Below are 18840 nucleotides of genomic sequence, written 5' to 3'. Positions count from 1 at the left end.
GCTCAACGGTAACCACGATGCGAAGCGAGCCGCTCTTGATCTTGATCTGCTTTTGATCTTAGGCGCCCCGTTAAACCACGCTGGCCGGAATTCGACAGGGATTTGGGGGGTAAACCGGCAGGGATGCCGGTTTAGCCGCCCCGCGCCATGGATGGCGCGTGGCGGCGGCCCCCCAAATCACTGGCGGATTACGGGCACACCGAGCCTAAGCGAGGTGCCGAGTGGTGGGGCAAGAGCGTTTTGCTTACTTTTGCGCTTTTCAAAAGTGAGCCGCTGTCAGAGCGGAACCCTAAGTGGCCGTTACCGCAGGAATGGATATGTACACGGTCCAACTGTGTTGACTGTCAGGCCGTCTTCGCAGGCAAGCCAGCTCCCACCTTGGATCGCGGGGCATCAGTTATATCTGTGTCGGCTGCCAGGCCGTCACGGGAGCAAGCTCCCTCGCCACGGGTTCGCCGTCATCCCGAAGTTGTGTAGATACCTATGCTCATCGCAGGCAAGCCAGCTCCCACATTTTGAGTTGCGAATGCATTCAAATGTGGGAGCTGGCTTGCCTGCGATGGCGCCCGCGAGGGCGCTGCTTATTTTGGCCCGAGAATCTTCACCAACTTATCCGGCGACGGCGCCCCTTGCTGCTGCTGCAACCCGCCCTTGTCATCCAGATAGAAAATCGCCGGCGTCGCCGACAGCTCCAGTTCATCCATCAGCTTCATATTGGCATCAAGCTTGGCCTCGACCTCGGCCGGGATCTTTTCCAGCGCCTTGAGTTTGCTGCCTTTGCCGGCGGCTTCGTGTTCTTGCAGGGCTTTTTGCGGGTCTTTGGCGGCGAGCAGGGCGGCGGATTTGCCTGGGCTGTCTTCGCGGATGATGCCGACCATGATGTGGCGCAACTGCACCTTGCCGGCCTTCACCCACGGGCGGGCCTGTTCCCAGAACATGTTGCAGTAGGGGCAGTTGGGGTCGCTGAACAGGTAGACGGTGCGCGGGGCGTTTTTATCGCCGTCCTGGATCCAACTGCTGTTTTCCATCTTGGCCCAGACTTCCTTGGCCATCGGCGCGTACACCAGTTTTTCCAGGGGCGCGGTGCTCAGGTCATTGCCTTGGGCGTCGTACAGGTTGCCGGCGATCACGTGCTTGCCGTCGGCGGTCAGGTACAGGGCCATGCCGCGGTTCTGGTACTGGGCGGCGTAGCCGGTGAGGCCGCTGGGCGCATCGAATTTGCCGATGATCTTGGCGCCCTTGGCTTCGATCTGTTTGATCGGGGCCGGCAGGTCTTCGGCCTGGGCCAGCGCAGCGGCTAGCGTCAAAGGCAGCAGGGTCAGCAGGTGGCGGAGGCGAGGCATGTCGGTTTCCTTATCGTGGCGTTGTCGAAGGGTTCCATGGCGCGGGCCAGGCTGGCTTCGGAGAGTTCGCCCAGGTGGCTGTTGATCAGGCGCCCATCGGCTTGGTAGAACAGCGTAGTCGGCAGCGCCATGGAACCCACGGCCTGGCCGAGGCGGCCGCTGGCGTCGAACAGCACGTTGTCCAGGTTCAGGCCCTGGGTGGCCAGGTAGGTGCTGACGCTTTGCATGCTTTCGGCCTGGTTGACGAACAGGAAGGTCACGTCGGGGCGCATGCGCTGGGCGTTTTCCAGCACCGGCATTTCGCGTCGGCACGGCGGGCACCAGGTGGCCCACAGATTGATCACCAGCGGGCCGCCCTGATAATCCGCCAGTTGCACCACCTCGCCATTGGCATTGCGCAGGGTGATGTCCGGCAGGCGCGTGCCTTTTTCATACAGGCTCAGGGACAGGCTGGTCATGCCCCAGAACAACAGGCCGGTGATCACCCCGGCGCTGAGGGGCTTGCGCAGGGCCGGGCGACGCCAGCCGTACGCCAGCGCGCCAAGGATCAGCGCGTTGATCCCGGGCCAGGCGAGAAAGCCGCCGTCACGCAGGTCGACCATCTCCACCCAGTCGTTGCTGTAGTAACTCCAGTACATCAGCACAAAACTGACCCGGGCGGCGAGCAGGCCCAGCAGGAACAGGCTGAACAGCACCGACTCCGGGTTCTCGCCGCCGCGCTTGGCCACGCGCCAGCCCACCAGGGTGGCGAGAATCAGCGCGCTGATCAGCAGCAGGTGATTCAGGGCTATGGCGAAGGTGCCGATGGTGAGGGTCAGCATCAGAGAGCGTCCCGCGTCTGGGTCCAGCGTTGCAGGAACGCGGCGGCATCTACTTCACCGGTGATGCGTTGGGCGCGGCGTTCTTCACCGTCCGGGCCGATCCACACGAAGCTCGGTGGCCCTGGCACTTTGTAGCGGCCCAGCAGCTCGCGGCTGGCGGCGTTGTCAGCGGTGACGTCCAGGCGTAACAGGCGCACGTCTTTAAGCGCGTCCATCACCTCGGGTTTGCCGAACACCTGTTTTTCCATGATCTTGCACGACACGCACCAGTCGGCGTAGTAGTCCAACAGCACCCATTGGCCCTGGGCCTTGGCGCTGTCGAGTTGGCTTTGTAATACAGCCGGGTCGCTTACGGTGGTGAACGCATCGTGAGCGCTCGGTGCAGCGGCGAGCCGCGAGCCGCTGTAGACCTTCAACGGTTGCCACAGCTCATCGCTGCCACCGGCCGCACCCACCACCAGCACCGCGCCCCACAGGCCCAGCACCAGGGAACCGGCGCCAAATACATTGGCCGCCAGGCCGGACTCACGGGCCAGCGCCCAGCCACAGTACGCCATCACCAGCGCCAAGGCGCCCCACAGGCCGATCCACAGGCTGTCGCCGACCACCGGGCGAATCATCAGCACCGCGGTGCCCAGGAACAGGAAGCCGAAGATGCCCTTGAGCACGTTCATCCAGGTGCCCGGCTTGGGCAGGAAGCGATTGCCCACGGTGACTAGCAGCAACAGCGGAATGCCGATACCGATGCCCATGGCGAACAGGATCAGCCCACCGTGCAGCGCATTGCCGCTCTGGGCGATATACAGCAGGGCGCCAGCCAGGGGCGCGGTCATGCACGGGCCCACCAGCAGGCCGGACAACGCGCCGAGCACACCGGCACCCACCAGGCTGCCACCGCTTTGCTGGCGGCTGACGTTATCGAGGCGGTCGCGCAGGAAGGCGGGCAGTTGCAGTTCAAAGAAGCCGAACATCGGCAGGGCGAGCAGCACGAACAACGCCGCAAAGCTGCCGAGGATCCACGGTGTTTGCAAAAGCGCGGCGAGGTTGGCGCCGAGCAACGCGGCCATCACCCCCAGGGCGGCATACACCAGCGCCATACACACCACGTAGCTGCCGGCCAGGGCAAAGCCACGGCGCGGGCTGGCGCCACTGCCCACCACCAGGCCGGCGAGGATCGGCAGCATCGGCAACGAGCAGGGCGCAAACGCCAACAGCAGGCCCAGGCCGAAGAACACCAGCAGGCTCCACCCCAGGCTGCGTTGCTGCAGGCCGCTGGCCAGGCTTTGATCCTGGGCTTGCGCGGTGGCGGCGACGGCCGGGTTGCCGCCCAGGTCCACGGTGATCGACTGCGGCGGATAGCACAGGCCCGCATCGGCGCAGCCCTGCCAGCCGAGCTTGACCTGGCCGGTGGTGCCGGCGGGGATCTTCACTTCCAGGCCCTGGCGATACACTTGCTGCTCGCCAAAGAACTCGTCGCTATGGGCTTCACCCTCAGGCAGCACGGGTTTTTCGGCCAGGCCGTCGAACTTCATGCGCTGCTGGTACAGGTAGTAACCGTCGGCAATTTGCCAGAACAGCTGGGTTTCGCCGCTTTCAAGACGTTCGGAGGTAAAGGCGAAGGCTTTGCCCACCGGAAGGAAGTCGGGTTTGGTTTCGAAGGGGCTGCCCGGCGCTGCCTGGGCGAATCCCGCGAACAACACCAGCAGAAAGGTAAACAGATGCCGCATGGTCAAGCCTTAGTTCGATGCAAGTGAGGCACACAATGTGTGGCGTTGATTAACCGATGATTAACCGCCGCTATTCTAGAGTGTAGGGATTATCCGGTGTTGCGAACTTTAGCGGCATAATGCGCGCTTAATCCGTGGCTTTTCTAATCGCGCCATCACTCATGAAGGGTTAACCATGCACGTACTGGTCTGTGAAGACGACGAACTGATCGCCAGTGGCATCGTGGCCGGCCTGACCGCCCAGGGCTTTACCGTGGAACGCGTGGCCACGGCCTCGGCTGCGCGGGCGATGCTCAAGGCCGCCGCCTTCGACATCATGGTGCTCGACCTTGGCTTGCCCGACGAGGACGGCCTCAAGCTGCTGCAACAACAGCGCAGCCAGGGGTTGGAGATTCCGGTGCTGATCCTCACCGCCCGGGACTCGGTGACCAACCGCGTCGACGGCCTGCAAGCCGGCGCCGACGACTACCTGCTCAAGCCCTTCGACCTGCGTGAACTCGCCGCGCGCCTGCAAACCCTGCTGCGCCGGGTGGCGGGGCGCAGCGTCAACCTGATCGAACATGGCCGCCTGGCCTACGACCCCAGCAGCCGCGAGACCTTCCTCGGCGGCCAGCCGGTGGACCTGTCCCGGCGTGAACAGGCGTTGTTGCAGGCGCTGTTGCACAACAAGGGCCGCGTACTGTCCAGCGAACAGCTCAAAGACAGCGTCTATGGCTTCAGCGACGAACTGGAAAGCAACGCCCTCAACGTGCATATCCACCACCTGCGCCGCAAGTTGGGTAACGGCATCGTCGAAACCGTCAGAGGGCTGGGCTATCGCCTGGGCACGGCTGATGGGGGAGAAAACACCCCGTGATGAGCTTGCGTCTGCGCCTGACGTTCAAGCTGGGCGCCGCTTTTGTGCTGATCTGGGTGCTGGCGGCCGCCTGGATGCTCAACGATTTGCGCAACCAGATGATGTTTTCCCTCGACCAGCGCCTGGTGGCTTCGGCGCGCATGGTGGCCGGGCTCACCGAGCAGATGCCGGGCCTGGCCAGCGTCAGCGGTGGCGCGCATTTGCGCACCGAACAACTGAATGTGCCGGGCGGCATGGCCTGCCAGGTCAGTTCCTTGCGCGGCGAGATCCTGGCGCGCAGCCATACCACGCCGGAGGAAGGGCTGGAGTCGCGCCGCAGCGGCTTTCGCGACCAGATCATCGACGGCGTGGGCTGGCGCAGTTTTACCCTGTCCCGTGGCGACTTGCTGATCACCACCGCCGACCGCCAGGTGGAGCGTGAAGCCCTCAACCTGTCGATCCTGCTGGCGGCATCGGTGCCGGTCGGCGTGGCGTTGCTGGGCTGCCTGTGCCTGCTGTGGCTGGGCATCGGCCAGAGCCTGGTGCCGCTCAACCGGATGCGTGACGCGCTGATGCGGCGCAGTGCCGATTCCCTCGAACCCTTGCAGATTCACCCGTTGCCCAGCGAACTCAAGCCGTTGCTCGACACCCAGAACCAACTGCTGCAGCGCATCGCCAAGACCATCGAGCGCGAACGTCGCCTGACCGGTGATGCCGCCCATGAACTGCGCAGCCCGTTGACCGCGATCAAGACCCACCTGCAAGTCGCACGCATGACCGAGGGGGCGGCCCGCGACCAGTCCCTGGCGCACGCCGAGGAGGGCGCCGACCGCTTGCATCGCACCCTGGAGCAACTGCTGTTGCTGGCGCGGGTGGAGGGTAGCCTGTCGTTTGATGATGGCCTGCAATCGAGTGCCGAGGAAGTCGCCAGGTTGGCGATCCAGGATGCCAACGCCGGTGACAATTCACGCATCGATCTGATCCTGGCGCCGGATCTTTCCCCTGTTCCAGTGGCAATGCCCGTGGGCTTGGCCGTCGCGGCCTTGCGTAACCTGCTGGACAACGCCTTGCGCCATACCCCGGCCGATACCCGCGTGGAACTGCAGGTGTTTTCCACCCCGGATAACGTGGTGTTCCGCGTACGTGACCATGGCCAGCAGATCTCCAGCGAAGACCTGCAATACCTCACCCAACGTTTCTGGCGCAATGGCAGCAGCGAAGGCTGTGGCCTGGGCCTGGCGATTGTCCAGGCGATTGTGCAACGTTGCTCCTGCTCGTTGCATTTTGACAGCCAGCCCGACGGTATGCGGGTCGACCTGGGCATGCCGTTGCGGCGCTGAACTGACCTTTTCACGTGGCAAATAATTACCGCCCGCCTGAGTTTCAACGCTTCAGGATGGCGGTAATTTTTTTGCGCTTGAACGGGCCGAATGACTCGGCCTGAATTGAAAAGGACCGTTCTTATGTTGGTGATCGATACCAGTTTTCCTGCCAGGGATTTCAACGACCGCCGCGGCGAAACCGTGCAACAGGTGGTTTTGCACTACACCGCTTTGCCCTTTGCTTCATCGCTACGCACCCTCACCCAAGATGGCGTCAGCGCCCACTATCTGCTGCCCGACCCCGATGAATCCAGCTACCGCGCTGCCGGTTATGAAGAGCTGCGCGTGTTTCGCCTGGTGGACGAGGGCCAGCGCGCCTGGCATGCAGGCGTGAGTTATTGGGCGGGGAAGGCCGATCTCAACAGCCGCTCGATGGGCATTGAGATCGTCAACCTGGCGCGGGATGACGCGGGCATCTTTACCTTTCCTGAATATGCACCGGTGCAGGTTGATGTATTGATTGAATTGCTTCGCGACCTGCTGGAACGGTATCCGCAGGTCGGCCCTACTGACTGGCTCGGGCATTCGGATGTGGCCTACTGGCGCAAGAGCGACCCAGGGCCTCGGCTGCCGTGGCGGGTGCTGCATGAAGCCGGCATCGGGGCCTGGTTTGATGAGTCGACCCGGGCGATGTACCAGCGCCGCTTTTGTGTTGGCTTGCCGCCGGAGGTGGAAGTGGAGCGGGCGTTTCAGCGGTATGGCTACAAGCCCGCGCAGAATCGCCGGGCCTTTGAGCAGCGTACCCGAGCGTTCCAGATGCACTTTCGGCCTCGGGATTATTGTGGGTTTCTGGATGCAGAGACTTGCGCGATCTTGTATGCGCTGAACGAAAAGTACCGCGGGATTTGATGCCGCGCACTGTTCAAATGTGGGGCCCCACGTGGGAGAGGGCTTGCCTGCGAGCCGACGCCTATCTCTCTGACACCCCGCAACCCAACTGTGGGAGCTGGCTTGCCTGCGATGACGGTCTGCCAGCCGACGCCTATCTCTCTGACACCCCGCAATCAAACTGTGGGAGCGGGCTTGCTCGCGAAGACGGCCTGACAGTCAACACAGTTGAATTGTGTACATATCCATTCCTGCGGTAACGGCCACTTAGGGTTCCGCCCTGACGGCGGCTCACTTTTGAAAAGAGCCCAAAAGTAAGCAAAAGGCTCTTGCCCCACCACTCGGCACCTCGCCTAGGCTCGGTGTGCCCGAACACAGTCTTGAATCCGTGGGCCGCCGCCACGCGCCATCCATGGCGCGGGGCGGCTAACCCGGCGTCCTGCCGGGTTACCCACGAATTCAAGCCTGCGTTCGGCCAGCGTGGTTTAACGGGGCGCCTAAGATCAAGATCAAAAGCAGATCAAGGTCAACAGCGACTCGCTTCGCATCGTGGTTACCGGTGGCTGGGGCGAACTGCACAGTCGGTAAATATCCGACCAACCTCCTAAATCCCCATGCATCTGAAGCGTCTCCACAACAGGAAATCCGTGCGCATGCCCTTGGGCCAGACGCCAACGGATCGGCAGTTTGGTCACCATCATCAGCGTATTGAGGGATCCAGAGATGTCAGTCGCTACCAGCCGTATCGAAGACGCCCCGGTGCAGGCCGCGGAAACGCTCTATCAGTTTGACGAAAGCCCGCTGCTGGCCCGTCAGCGCCAGCAGGAATCCAACGCCCGCAGTTACCCACGGCGCATTCCCTTGGCGCTCAAGCGCGCCAAGGGCATTTATGTGGAGGACGTGGAGGGGCGGCAGTTCATCGACTGCCTGGCCGGTGCCGGCACCCTGGCGCTGGGGCATAACCACCCGGTGGTGATCCAGGCCATCCAGCAAGTGTTGAGCGACGAACTGCCCCTGCACACCCTGGACCTGACTACGCCGGTCAAGGATCAATTCGTGCAGGATCTGTTCGGTTTGCTGCCTTCGGAGCTGGCGGGGGAAGCGAAAATCCAGTTCTGCGGCCCCACCGGCACCGATGCGGTGGAAGCTGCGTTGAAGCTGGTGCGCACCGCCACCGGGCGCAGCACCGTTCTGTCGTTCCAGGGCGGTTATCACGGCATGAGCCAGGGCGCGCTGAGTTTGATGGGCAGCCTGGGGCCGAAGAAACCCTTGGGCGCCTTGCTCGGCAATGGCGTGCAGTTTCTGCCCTTCCCGTATGACTACCGTTGCCCGTTTGGGCTGGGGGGCGCCGAAGGTGTGCGGGTCAACCTGCATTACCTGGAAAACCTGCTCAACGATCCGGAGGCCGGCGTGTTGCTGCCAGCGGCGGTGATTGTCGAGGTGGTCCAGGGTGAGGGCGGTGTGATCCCGGCGGACCTCGACTGGCTGCGTGGCCTGCGCCGTATCACCGCGCAAGCGGGGGTGGCGTTGATCGTCGACGAAATCCAGAGTGGTTTTGGGCGGACCGGCAAAATGTTTGCCTTCGAACATGCCGGCATCATTCCGGATGTGGTGGTGATGTCCAAAGCCATTGGCGGCAGCCTGCCGCTGGCGGTGGTGGTGTATCGCGACTGGCTCGACACCTGGCTGCCGGGCGCCCATGCCGGGACCTTCCGTGGCAACCAGATGGCGATGGCGGCGGGCTCGGCGGTGATGCGCTACCTCAAGGATCACGACCTGGCAGGCCATGCGGCGGCCATGGGCGAGCGCCTCGGTGAACACCTGCGCATCCTGCAGCGCGACTTCCCGCACCTGGGGGATATCCGCGGGCGTGGGCTGATGCTGGGCGTGGAGCTGGTCGACCCAGCTGGCGCGCCTGACAGTCAGGGCCACCCACCGGTGCATCGCCAGTTGGCACCGCTGGTGCAGCGCGAATGCCTCAAGCGCGGGCTGATCCTGGAACTGGGCGGGCGCCATGGCAGTGTGGTGCGCTTTTTGCCACCGCTGGTGATCACCGCCGGCGAAGTCGACCAAGTGGCCGAGATTTTCGGGCGCGCCTTGGCGGCGGCCGTGGCCAGCGTCTAATTTTCCAGGCCCTTGGTACGTTTCTACAGATATCAGTGCTGCGCGTGGTGCGCAGCCAGCCTTTGAGCGACGGAGAACAGCAATGACCTCAGTATTTGACCGCGACGACATCCTCTTTCAGGTAGTGGTCAACCATGAAGAACAGTATTCGATCTGGCCCGACTACAAGGCCGTGCCGGAAGGCTGGCGCACCGTGGGCAAGAGCGGCATGAAGAAAGAATGCCTGGCCTACATCGAGGAAGTGTGGACCGACATGCGCCCGCTGAGCCTGCGCCAGAAAATGGATGGCGCGGCCCTCGCCAACTGATTCACCCCAATACCCTGTAGGAGCGAGCTTGCTCGCGAAGAACGCAAGAACGCCGCGTTTACCCTGAATAAACGCGGCGTTCTGAAGTTTTTCGCGAGCAAGCTCGCTCCTACAAGGAGGTGTGGGTGTAGAGGTAATCCGTCGCCAACGACGCCAGCGTCCTCACGCCCACCACCAACGCCGACTCATCCACAAAGAACCCTGGGTTGTGATTCGGTGCCGCCTTGCTCATGTCCTGATCCCTTGGGGTCACCCCCAGGAACACAAACAGCCCCGGCGCCTCCTTGGCATAGAACGAGAAGTCTTCGGCGCCACCTACCAATGGGCCTTGCACCACATCATCCTGAGCCGCCCAACGCAGGCTGGGCAGCATTTTCTCGGTCAGCGCCGGGTTGTTGATGGTGGGGTCGTACTTCTCGATGATCGTCACTTCGGCCTTGGCGCCACCGCTTTCGGCGATTTTCTCTACGGTCTGGCGCACGTCTGCATGCAGCTTCTGGCGAATGCCGTAGTCGTAGGAGCGAATCGTGCCGCTCATGTCCACCGACTCGGGGATGATGTTGTAGCGGGTGCCGCCGTTGATGGTGCCGATGCTCACCACAGAGGGGAATGACGAAATATCGGTACGGCGGCTGACCACGGTTTGCAAGCCGACAATGGTTTGCGCGCCGACGGTGATCGGGTCGATACCGTCCCAAGGGCGGCCGGCGTGGGTCTGTTTGCCGAGGATTCTGATGCGCAGGTCATCGGAACTGGCCAGGGTCGGGCCCGGGCGGTAAGCGATTTGCCCGGCAGGCACACCGGCCCACACATGCAGGCCGAACACCGCATCAGGCTTGGGCGCTTTCATCACGCCTTCCTGCACCATCATCTTCGCGCCCCAGGTGTTCTTGCCGTCGGGGATAAAATCGCTGGGGCCTTCTTCGGCCGGTTGGAAATAAAACACCACGGTACCGGGCAGGCGTTCGCGCATCCCGGTAAGAATCTTCGCAGTGCTCAGCAGGATAGCGGTATGGGCGTCGTGGCCGCAGGCGTGCATCACGTCGACTTCCTTGCCCAGGTAGGTGCCCTTGGCTTTGGAGGCGAAGGGCAGGTCGGCGACTTCCTTGACCGGCAGCGCATCCATGTCGGCGCGCAGGGCCACAGTCGGGCCGGGCAACGCGCCTTTCAAGATGGCGACGACGCCGGTGCGGGCCACCCCGGTCTTCACCTCAAGGCCGAGTTCGCGCAACTGTTTGGCGACCAACTCGGCGGTGCGGGTTTCGGTATTGCCCAATTCGGGGTGGGCGTGGATATCGCGGCGGGTTTCCAACAGGCTGGGTTCGAGAATTTTTGCCTGGGCGGCAATTTCCTCCCGGGCACTATCCTGGCCGCTGCTGGCGGCAATCACGGCACTGCTCGCAACCGCGCCGAGCAACCCCAAAACCCATTGGTGTGTCAGACCGTTATTACGCATACCAACCTCTCCTTGCTTATTGTTGTGGATCTTTCTCCTGCACGCTGCCGGCGGTCAGCACTTGCACGCTCAAGCGCGGCGTTGCCAGGTCAAGCCCGGCTTCATCCAGATGCCGCTTGAGCGACAGGTTGAATGCCCGCGACACTTCCCACTGCTTGATAGGCGCAGTCTTGAAGCGTGCGCGCAGGATCGCGCTGCCGGACTCGAAACTTTCCACGCCCTGAATCTCCAGCGGCGACCAGATATTGCGGCGTTGCAGTGGGTCGTTGCGCATGGCATGGCCGACGTCGCGCATCAGCTTGATCGCGTCGTCGATTTCCATGTTGTAGGGGATCGCCACGCGAAAGATCGCGTAGCCGAACTCGCGGGAGTAGTTCTTGATGCTCTTGATTTCGCTGAACGGGATGGTGTGCACGATGCCGTCGATATCGCGCAGGCGCACGGTACGGATGGTCAGGCCTTCCACCGTGCCGAGGTGGCCGCCCACATCCACGTAGTCGTCGATGGCCAGGGAGTCTTCGATGATGATGAACAGGCCGGTGATCAAATCCGCCACCAGCGACTGCGCACCAAAACCGATGGCGATACCGATCACACCCGCACCGGCCAGCAGCGGCGTGACGTTCATGCCCATGTTGGCCAGGGCGACGATGGCGGCGATGATGAAAATGGTCACGAACAGCACGTTGCGGATCAACGGCATCATGGTCTGCGCACGGGCGTTGGCCAAGCCTTTGCGCGAACGTGTCAGGGCGTGGTGAATCGCCGTGTCGCTGAGGATCCAGATCAGCCAGGCAAACAGCAAGGTCCCGCCAAGGCCGATCAGCTTGACGGCGATTTCATGGCCGTCGCCTTCGGCAAAGCGAATCATCGACAGGCCCCACACGCGCAACCCCAGCTCAATGAATACAAGCCACACCGCCAGGTGCACCAGGGTGTAGACGAAGCCTTTGAGGCGCTCGGAATACAGCGCATGGCGCTTGTGCCCGCGTTGCGGCTTGAGGGCGTGGCGGCGCACCAGGCCATTGATCACCATGCACAGCACCAGCAACACCGTGCACAGCAGCGACTGGCGCAGGGCGGTGCTGGTGTCGCCGGCGGAGAGGAAGGTGGCGAACAGCGAAATGCCCACCAGCAACAGCGCCGGCAGATACCAGAAGGTGCCGATGATCGACAGGGTATCGGTGAGCGCACGACGGTTGAGGCGGCGCGACAGCGGCTGGTTGCGGATCAGGTGCGCAATCGGGCGGCGGAACCGCAGGATAAACACCCCGGTGGACAACGCCGCCATTACATTGGCCACGGTCGCGGCAGTGTGGGCCAAGTGCTGGCCTAGGGCTGCAACCAGGCGCGGATCGCTCAGGGCTTCACCGAAGGCGGCAAAACTGCCGATCCACCACAACGGGCGAAACGCCTGGTGACGCAGGATATACAGGGCGCGGTGGCGGTGCGGGCCGTCGAGCAGCGAGAAGGCAATCACACAGATGGCCGAGAAGCAGGTGCCGACCACCAAGGCATAGGCCAGCACCATGGCCAACGATTTACCCAGGGATGAAGGCAGGGCGTAGCTCAGGTACACCGTGATCACCAGGGCGATCAGCCAGGGGCCCAGCTTGCGCAAGGCGAAGCGCAGCATGTCCCAGGTGCGTGGGTGCTGCGGCAGCTCTTCGGGCAGGCCGAAGCGCTCGCGCACCCGGTGGCTGAGCCAGATCAGCGCAGCGGCCAGCAGGCTCCAAACGGCCAGGATCACAGCAAAGCCGAAGATGATCGGCAGCCATTCGCTGGCCGGCAACATCAGCGCGGCCAGTTCATCCTTGGCCAGGTCGACTTCATTGGACCAGCGCCCCAGCGGGCTGTCGGCGCCGGAAAACTGCTGTTCAAAGCCCGACAGCGTACTGCCGATCAACCCGAGTACCCCGAGTTCGGCGGCGGGCTGGGCCTTTTGCGTGGCGGCGCGCAGCTTCTTCAGGTCGCTGAGCAACTGGGTGCGTTGCTGGTCGTTTTCGAGGGTCTTGATCACTTCGTCCAGCGACTGCCCCAGGGGCACTTCGGCCTGGGGTTGGGTCTTGCTGGAACCGCCCAGCATCCCCGGCAAGCCTACGGCTTGGGCGGACGTTAGCGGCAGCAGCGTGAGCAGGGCGATCAGCAGGTAGCAGGGCAGGGCAAACAGACGGGAGAACACGAGGCGGTCAACCTTGAAAACGACGAATTGACCGAGTGTACGAGGCCGCTATGCCCAATGCGAGCGCATTTGTCACTGCGCCAGTTTGGCGAGGATCTTGTAGAGCACGGTGCCGAGGATCAATAGCATGCCGATCCACATGCCAAACACGCCCAGAGGCTTGTCGCGAAAGTTGAAGCCGACCGCGAGCATGATCATGCCGATCAGTATGGGGACCAGCATGGCGTGGAATGAGGACATGGAGATCATGGCGGGGGTGGCCTTGTCGGACTGGAAGTTCTGACAAGTCTAGGCCGGATTGGCAGAAGTGCAGTTGATGTGAGTCAGATAGATTTATGTCTGTTTGGAAGCCCATCGCGGGCAAGCCCGCTCCCACATTTGATCTGTGAATGCATTCAAGTGTGGGAGCGGGCTTGCCCGCGATGGGCGCGCCTCGGTCTCAGGGCAAATCGCGACTGGCGTAGAACGCCCCCAGCACCTTGACCAGATGCGCCAGGTCATGGCTGCCGCACAGCTCGCGGATGGAGTGCATGGCAAAGGTCGGCAAACCGATGTCCACCGTGCGCACGCCCAGGTGGCTGGCAGTGATGGGGCCGATGGTCGAGCCGCAGCCCATGTCGCTGCGCACCACGAAGCTTTGCACTGGCACTTCCTGGGCCATGCACAGGTGGCGGAAGAACCCGGCGGTTTCGCTGTTGGTGGCGTAGCGCTGGTTGCTGTTGACCTTGATCACCGGGCCGGCGTTGAGTTTCGGGCCGTGGTTGGCGTCGTGTTTCTCGGCGTAGTTGGGATGCACGCCGTGAGCGTTGTCTGCCGACACCAGCAGGGATTTCTGGATGGTGCGTACGAACTCTTCACCTTCGGGCAACAGGCGACGCAGGGTCTGTTCCAGCATCGGGCCATCGGCGCCGCAGGCCGAGCAGGAGCCGACTTCTTCGTGGTCGTTGCACACGAGCACGCAGGTTTCATCGGTGTCGCTGGTGAGCAAGGCTTGCAAACCGGCGTAGCACGACAGCAGGTTGTCCAGGCGCGCGCCGGCGATGAAGTCGCCATTGAGGCCGATCACGGCGGCACTCTGGGTGTCGTAGAAACTCAGCTCGTAGTCGAGCACCACATCGGCATTCAACCCGTGCTCGCGGGCCAACTGTTCGGTGAGCACGGCGCGAAAGTCCACGCGCTCGTCACCGGCAAACTGCGCAAGGATCGGCGGCAGCTCGGTCTGGGCATTGATCGCCCAGCCCTGGTTGGCTTCACGGTTGAGGTGAATAGCCAGGTTGGGAATGATGGCGATCGGCAGCTTGAAGTCGATCAGTTGGCTCTCGACCTTGCCATCGCGGCGGAAGGTGACACGCCCGGCCAGGGACAGGTCGCGGTCGAACCAGGGCGCCAGCAGCGCGCCGCCGTAGACTTCCACGCCCAGTTGCCAGAAGCCCTGGCGTTGCAGCTCCGGCTGGGGCTTGACCCGCAGGCAGGGGCTGTCGGTGTGGGCGCCGACCATGCGGATACCGTCTTGCAGCGGCGATTGGCGGCCGAGCTTGAAGGCGATGATCGAGGAATCGTTGCGGGTCACGTAGTAGCGCCCATTGGCCTCGGTGGCCCAGGTGTCGCGCTCGTCGAGACGCTGGTAACCGGCCGCTTCCAGGCGTTGGGCCAGGGCGGCAGTGGCATGAAAAGGAGTAGGGGAGGCCTTGAGGAAGTCGATCAGGCCTTGATTCAACGCTTCGCGCATAAATAGCTCCAGACAGCAGTGGCGAGAGTTTACCGTATTGGCCAGATATTTGGAGTGAGCCTGCATGGCCGGGAGTTACACAAAACCCTGTGGGAGCTGGCTTGCCTGCGATAGCGGTCTTTCTGTGCCAGATGTATTGGCTGGCACACCGTTATCGCAGGCAAGCCAGCTCCCACATTTGACCGCATTAGCCCTTCAAAAAGGCGCAGGGCACTCGAAGCGCAGACGCTCGCCGCTTTGCGGATGGGTGAAGCTGAGCATGCTTGCATGCAGGCACAGGCGTGGCCAGGCCGCCAGGGCTTGCTCATGGGCATAGAGGCCATCACCCAGCAGCGGATGCCCGATGGACAACATATGCACGCGCAACTGGTGCGAACGCCCGGTGATCGGTGTCAGCTCCACGCGGCACCAGTCGCCGCAACGCTCCAGCACTTTCCAGAAGGTCAGCGCATGTTTGCCGAACTCATGGTCGACCACATGGCGAGGCTTGGTCGGTGGGTCGTAGCGCAGGGGCAGGTCGATGCTGCCGCTGTCCAGTGCCGGTTGGCCCCAGGCCAGGGCGGTGTAGGCCTTTTCTGTTTCGCGGTCGTGAAACTGGCGGGACAGTTCGCGGTGGGTATCAGCGTCCCGGGCCAACAGGATGATCCCTGAGGTTTCCCAGTCCAGGCGATGGACGATACGGGCTTCGGGGTAGCCGTTTTCCTGCAGACGGGTGATCAGGCAGTCCTTGTTGTCGTCGGCGCGGCCAGGCACCGAGAGCAGCAGGGTTGGCTTGTTCACCACCAGGACAGCGTCGTCCTGATGCAGGATGTGGATATTGGACAGCGGCATTAAACAGCCTCGTAACAAACGCCAACGGCGGCTCCACTCACTGCCCCCTCACCCTGTAGGAGCGAGCTTGCTCGCGAAGAACCTGAGAGCACCGCGTTTCACCTGAATGAACGCGGTGCCGTTGAGTTCTTCGCGAGCAAGCTCGCTCCTACAACAGCAGTACAGGGGCCAGGTAGCAGAGCCGCCGTGGCGACCGCCCGTTCGATCAACGATCGGGCAGGGTGATATTGAGTTCCAGAATCGAGCAGCTGCCGTCATTTTCCAGGGCGACGTGCACGTCATCGTTACCGATATTGACGTACTTGCGGATCACCTCGACCAGTTCCTTCTGCAAGGCTGGCAGGTAGTCCGGGGTGCTGCGTTGGCCGCGTTCGTGCGCCACGATGATCTGTAGACGCTCTTTCGCGACCGATGCGGTACTGGGTTTTTTGTTGGCGCGAAAGAAGTCGAGAAATTTCATTGTTTAGTTGCCTCCAAAGATACGCTCGAAGAATCCCTTCTTCTTGACATCGAGGAAGCGGTGTTCCACGGTCTTGCCCAGCAAGCGATCCACGGCATCGCTGTACGCCTGGCCGGCGTCGCTCTGGTCGTCGAGAATCACCGGTACGCCCTGGTTGGATGCCTTGAGCACGGCCTGGGATTCTGGAATCACGCCCAGTAGGGTCACGGCGAGGATTTCCTTCACGTCTTCAACACCGAGCATTTCGCCGTTGTTGACGCGCTCCGGGTTGTAGCGGGTGAGCAGCAGGTGCTCCTTGATCGGGTCTTCATTTTTCTCGGCGCGCTGGGACTTGCTGGCCAACAGGCCGAGCATGCGGTCCGAGTCACGTACCGAGGAGACTTCCGGGTTGGTCACCACGATGGCTTCGTCGGCGAAGTACATCGCCAGGTGAGCACCGGTTTCGATACCGGCCGGCGAATCGCATACCACGTATTCGAAGGTTTCCTTGAGCTCGGCCAGGACTTTGCCCACGCCTTCTTTGGTCAGCGCGTCTTTGTCACGGGTCTGGCTGGCGGCCAGCACGTACAGGTTCTCAAGGCGCTTGTCCTTGATCAGGGCCTGTTGCAGGTTGGCTTCGCCGTTCACCACGTTGACGAAGTCGTACACCACGCGGCGCTCGCAGCCCATGATCAGGTCAAGGTTACGCAGGCCGACGTCGAAGTCGACGATGACTGTCTTGTGGCCGCGCAGAGCGAGGCCGGTACCGATAGCGGCGCTGGTGGTGGTCTTACCCACACCACCCTTGCCGGATGTAACCACGAGAATCTTGGCCAAGGTGTTTCACCCCTAAGGAAAAAGGACTTTCGGTCCCTGAAAAACATCTCTTGAATCTCGCCGCAGGCGGACAGCCTTTGCAGGAAAAAGCCGGGGTTTCCATGGGGAAACACCAACTTCCAAAAAGTCCTACACAAGTCTTGCCGGTTTCGCTTTGCTATCAGAGTCTAGAGATGCTTGGAAAATGCGGCAGTATCCGTTAAAGACGGATGATGTTCAACACATCGCCCGACAGGTTGACCTGTACCGAAGCGCCCCACAGTGGATCGCGACGCAAATCTTCGGAAACCTTGTACTGACCCGCGATGGAAACCAGCTCAGCGGTCAACTGCTGGCAAAAAATACGCGCTTTGGTATCACCCTTGATGCCGGCCAGGGCGCGTCCGCGCATCGGGCCGTATACATGGATGTTGCCATCGGCAAGAAGTTCCGCCCCCGGGCTGACCGAGGAGACCACCACAAGGTCGCCGCCCTGGGCGTAAATCTGCTGCCCGCCGCGCACCGGCGAGGTGATGATCTTGGTGGGCCTGATCGTAGGCTCGGGCGGTTTTTCCGGTTTTTTCTTTTCTTCGCCGACCGATGGTTCCAGCGCACGCTCGCGGGCGCCGGACGGTGGCAGTACTGGCAGTTCAATGGCGATGGCGGCGGCAATGTCTTCGATGCGGCTGGCGCGGATGGCCAGTGTGCGCAGGCCATGGGAGCGGCATACGCGCATCAGGCTGGGCAAATCAATCACGCCCTGGCCGGCTGGCAGCTTGTCCAGCGCCAGCACCAGCGGGGCGTTGTTGAAGAAATTCGGCGCCAGGGCGACCTTGGCGGCCAGTTGGCGGTCCAGGGCATCGAGGTCATTGCGGGCCAGTTCCAGCACGGTAATGGCGAGCATGCTGCCTTTTAGCTGGAACACGGGATCTTGGTCTAGCGGTTCGGTTTGGCTCATGGTCGGCGAAAGCGGCTTGTCACGAAAAGTGTCGAGACTTATAACGAGAACACTCACCCGCCGCAAGCCGAGTCGAACCGTTGTAGAATGCGCGGCCCTTGTCTTTACCGGAATCTGTAATGGATCGCCCGCGTTTTCGAGCTGTATTTCTTCACCCGCGTTTTTGGCTGCTATGGCTGGGGCTCGGCCTGCTGTGGCTGGTCACTCAATTGCCGTATCGGGCGCTGTTGACCATTGGTCGCCTGCTCGGCGCGGGCATGTACCGCGTGGCGGGCGATCGTCGCCGTATCGCGGCACGCAACCTTGAGCTGTGCTTCCCGGAAAAATCCGCCAAAGAACGCAAACGCCTGCTCAAGGAAAACTTCGCTTCCACCGGCATCGCCTTCTTTGAAATGGCCATGAGCTGGTGGTGGCCCAAGCCGCGCCTGGCGCGCCTGGCCCATGTCGAAGGGCTGGAGCACCTCACGCAGGCGCAGTTGGACGGCAAGGGCGTGATCCTCATGGCGCTGCACTTCACCACCCTGGAAATCGGCGCGGCGCTGCTGGGGCAAAAGCACACCATTGACGGCATGTACCGCGAACACGGCAATCCGTTGTTCGACTTTATCCAGCGCCGTGGCCGCGAACGCCACAACCTCGATTCCCTGGCCGTGGAGCGTGACGACGTGCGCGGCATGCTCAAGCTGCTGCGCGCCGGCCGCGCCATCTGGTACGCGCCAGACCAGGACTATGGCGCCAAGCAAAGTATCTTCGTGCCGCTGTTCGGCATCCAGGCCGCGACCGTTACGGCTACCAGCAAGTTTGCTCGCCTGGGCAAGGCGCTGGTGGTGCCGTTCACCCAGGAGCGTCTGGCTGACGGCAGCGGGTACCGCCTGGTGATCCATGCGCCGCTGACCGACTTTCCGGGTGAAACCGACGAGATCGACTGCCTGCGCATCAACCAGTGGGTCGAAGCCTCGGTGCGCGAATGCCCCGAGCAATACCTGTGGACGCACCGCCGCTTCAAGAGCCGGCCACCGGGTGAGCCCAAGTTGTACGAAAAGCGCCGTCGATAACCCCAAC

General features: G+C 62.4%; 17 protein-coding genes. 6 read left to right on the top strand and 11 right to left on the bottom strand.

Going from position 1 to position 18840, the window contains the following annotated elements; translation table 11 throughout:
• Window positions 1-581: 581 nt before the first annotated feature.
• The 3 genes from dsbG to dsbD are packed head-to-tail and all read right to left on the bottom strand — an operon-like array spanning window position 582 to window position 3891.
• Window positions 582-1343 (bottom strand): thiol:disulfide interchange protein DsbG, encoded by a 762-nt coding sequence (gene dsbG, locus V8689_RS19680; protein WP_056786342.1) that lies wholly within the window; start codon window positions 1341-1343, stop codon window positions 582-584.
• Window positions 1319-2164 (bottom strand): TlpA family protein disulfide reductase, encoded by an 846-nt coding sequence (locus tag V8689_RS19675; RefSeq protein WP_150073317.1) that lies wholly within the window; start codon window positions 2162-2164, stop codon window positions 1319-1321. The genes dsbG and V8689_RS19675 overlap by 25 nt, the downstream gene beginning before the upstream one ends.
• On the bottom strand, window positions 2164-3891 hold the full coding sequence (gene dsbD, locus V8689_RS19670) for a protein-disulfide reductase DsbD (protein ID WP_056786338.1): 1728 nt from the start codon (window positions 3889-3891) through the stop codon (window positions 2164-2166). Before dsbD ends, V8689_RS19675 begins: the two co-directional genes overlap by 1 nt.
• Window positions 3892-4066: 175 nt before the next feature.
• On the opposite strand from dsbD, the gene V8689_RS19665 reads away from it, so the two are divergent.
• The 5 genes from V8689_RS19665 (at window position 4067) to V8689_RS19645 (ending at window position 9367) form a co-directional block, all read left to right on the top strand.
• Entirely contained in the window at window positions 4067-4747 is a 681-nt protein-coding gene (locus V8689_RS19665) for a response regulator (RefSeq protein ID WP_032895992.1), read from the top strand.
• A complete protein-coding gene (locus tag V8689_RS19660) occupies window positions 4747-6066 on the top strand; it encodes an ATP-binding protein (RefSeq protein ID WP_014719306.1) in 1320 nt (439 codons plus the stop codon). Before V8689_RS19665 ends, V8689_RS19660 begins: the two co-directional genes overlap by 1 nt.
• Window positions 6067-6189: 123 nt before the next feature.
• A complete protein-coding gene (locus V8689_RS19655; protein WP_056786335.1) occupies window positions 6190-6957 on the top strand; it encodes an N-acetylmuramoyl-L-alanine amidase in 768 nt (255 codons plus the stop codon).
• Between the two features lie 702 nt (window positions 6958-7659).
• A complete protein-coding gene (locus V8689_RS19650) occupies window positions 7660-9060 on the top strand; it encodes an aspartate aminotransferase family protein (RefSeq protein ID WP_056786332.1) in 1401 nt (466 codons plus the stop codon).
• Window positions 9061-9142: 82 nt separating this feature from the next.
• Window positions 9143-9367, top strand: coding sequence for an MbtH family protein (locus V8689_RS19645; protein ID WP_003192847.1), 225 nt, complete (start codon window positions 9143-9145; stop codon window positions 9365-9367).
• A gap of 109 nt (window positions 9368-9476) precedes the next feature.
• Here the strand turns inward: V8689_RS19645 and V8689_RS19640 are convergent, their stop codons facing one another.
• The 8 genes from V8689_RS19640 to minC all read right to left on the bottom strand — a co-directional run bounded on the left by V8689_RS19640 (window position 9477) and on the right by minC (window position 17778).
• Window positions 9477-10823, bottom strand: a complete 1347-nt coding sequence (locus V8689_RS19640) for an amidohydrolase (protein WP_056786329.1) — start codon at window positions 10821-10823, stop codon at window positions 9477-9479.
• Window positions 10824-10839: 16 nt separating this feature from the next.
• Complete coding sequence (locus tag V8689_RS19635; RefSeq protein ID WP_056786321.1) at window positions 10840-13005, bottom strand: mechanosensitive ion channel family protein; 2166 nt, start codon at window positions 13003-13005, stop codon at window positions 10840-10842.
• 72 nt (window positions 13006-13077) lie between these two features.
• A complete protein-coding gene (locus V8689_RS19630; protein ID WP_190311684.1) occupies window positions 13078-13254 on the bottom strand; it encodes a hypothetical protein in 177 nt (58 codons plus the stop codon).
• A gap of 190 nt (window positions 13255-13444) precedes the next feature.
• Window positions 13445-14734, bottom strand: a complete 1290-nt coding sequence (locus V8689_RS19625) for a M18 family aminopeptidase (protein ID WP_003192841.1) — start codon at window positions 14732-14734, stop codon at window positions 13445-13447.
• Between the two features lie 195 nt (window positions 14735-14929).
• Window positions 14930-15565, bottom strand: a complete 636-nt coding sequence (locus V8689_RS19620) for an RluA family pseudouridine synthase (protein ID WP_003192838.1) — start codon at window positions 15563-15565, stop codon at window positions 14930-14932.
• Between the two features lie 205 nt (window positions 15566-15770).
• Window positions 15771-16025: a cell division topological specificity factor MinE gene (gene minE / locus V8689_RS19615; protein WP_003175252.1), complete on the bottom strand. Its 255-nt coding sequence runs from the start codon at window positions 16023-16025 to the stop codon at window positions 15771-15773.
• A 3-nt stretch (window positions 16026-16028) separates the two neighbouring features.
• The gene (gene minD / locus V8689_RS19610; protein WP_056786318.1) at window positions 16029-16841 is read right to left on the bottom strand and encodes a septum site-determining protein MinD; all 813 of its coding nucleotides are present in this window, start codon (window positions 16839-16841) and stop codon (window positions 16029-16031) included.
• Between the two features lie 199 nt (window positions 16842-17040).
• Window positions 17041-17778 carry a septum site-determining protein MinC gene (gene minC, locus V8689_RS19605; protein WP_056786315.1) on the bottom strand — a complete coding sequence of 246 codons (738 nt, stop codon included), beginning with the start codon at window positions 17776-17778 and terminating at the stop codon, window positions 17041-17043.
• A 119-nt stretch (window positions 17779-17897) separates the two neighbouring features.
• Between minC and V8689_RS19600 the strand changes: the two genes are divergently transcribed.
• Window positions 17898-18833, top strand: coding sequence for a lipid A biosynthesis lauroyl acyltransferase (locus V8689_RS19600; protein WP_056786312.1), 936 nt, complete (start codon window positions 17898-17900; stop codon window positions 18831-18833).
• The last annotated feature ends 7 nt before the right edge of the window (window positions 18834-18840 follow it).

This window comes from Pseudomonas sp. AK181, from assembly GCF_051122975.1.
GTDB lineage: Bacteria > Pseudomonadota > Gammaproteobacteria > Pseudomonadales > Pseudomonadaceae > Aquipseudomonas > Aquipseudomonas lactis.
The sequence above is the reverse complement of the archived record's forward strand: the minus strand, read 5'-3'. Positions and strand labels throughout refer to the sequence as shown.

Excerpts from the sequence above, each read along its gene's own strand:
- dsbG (WP_056786342.1), bottom strand. The coding sequence starts at position 1,343 with ATGCCTCGCCTCCGCCACCTGCTGACCCTGCTGCCTTTGACGCTAGCC.
- V8689_RS19675 (WP_150073317.1), bottom strand. The coding sequence starts at position 2,164 with ATGCTGACCCTCACCATCGGCACCTTCGCCATAGCCCTGAATCACCTG.
- dsbD (WP_056786338.1), bottom strand. The coding sequence starts at position 3,891 with ATGCGGCATCTGTTTACCTTTCTGCTGGTGTTGTTCGCGGGATTCGCC.
- V8689_RS19665 (WP_032895992.1), top strand. The coding sequence starts at position 4,067 with ATGCACGTACTGGTCTGTGAAGACGACGAACTGATCGCCAGTGGCATC.
- V8689_RS19660 (WP_014719306.1), top strand. The coding sequence starts at position 4,747 with ATGAGCTTGCGTCTGCGCCTGACGTTCAAGCTGGGCGCCGCTTTTGTG.
- V8689_RS19655 (WP_056786335.1), top strand. The coding sequence starts at position 6,190 with ATGTTGGTGATCGATACCAGTTTTCCTGCCAGGGATTTCAACGACCGC.
- V8689_RS19650 (WP_056786332.1), top strand. The coding sequence starts at position 7,660 with ATGTCAGTCGCTACCAGCCGTATCGAAGACGCCCCGGTGCAGGCCGCG.
- V8689_RS19645 (WP_003192847.1), top strand. The coding sequence starts at position 9,143 with ATGACCTCAGTATTTGACCGCGACGACATCCTCTTTCAGGTAGTGGTC.
- V8689_RS19640 (WP_056786329.1), bottom strand. The coding sequence starts at position 10,823 with ATGCGTAATAACGGTCTGACACACCAATGGGTTTTGGGGTTGCTCGGC.
- V8689_RS19630 (WP_190311684.1), bottom strand. The coding sequence starts at position 13,254 with ATGATCTCCATGTCCTCATTCCACGCCATGCTGGTCCCCATACTGATC.
- V8689_RS19625 (WP_003192841.1), bottom strand. The coding sequence starts at position 14,734 with ATGCGCGAAGCGTTGAATCAAGGCCTGATCGACTTCCTCAAGGCCTCC.
- V8689_RS19620 (WP_003192838.1), bottom strand. The coding sequence starts at position 15,565 with ATGCCGCTGTCCAATATCCACATCCTGCATCAGGACGACGCTGTCCTG.
- minE (WP_003175252.1), bottom strand. The coding sequence starts at position 16,025 with ATGAAATTTCTCGACTTCTTTCGCGCCAACAAAAAACCCAGTACCGCA.
- minC (WP_056786315.1), bottom strand. The coding sequence starts at position 17,778 with ATGAGCCAAACCGAACCGCTAGACCAAGATCCCGTGTTCCAGCTAAAA.
- V8689_RS19600 (WP_056786312.1), top strand. The coding sequence starts at position 17,898 with ATGGATCGCCCGCGTTTTCGAGCTGTATTTCTTCACCCGCGTTTTTGG.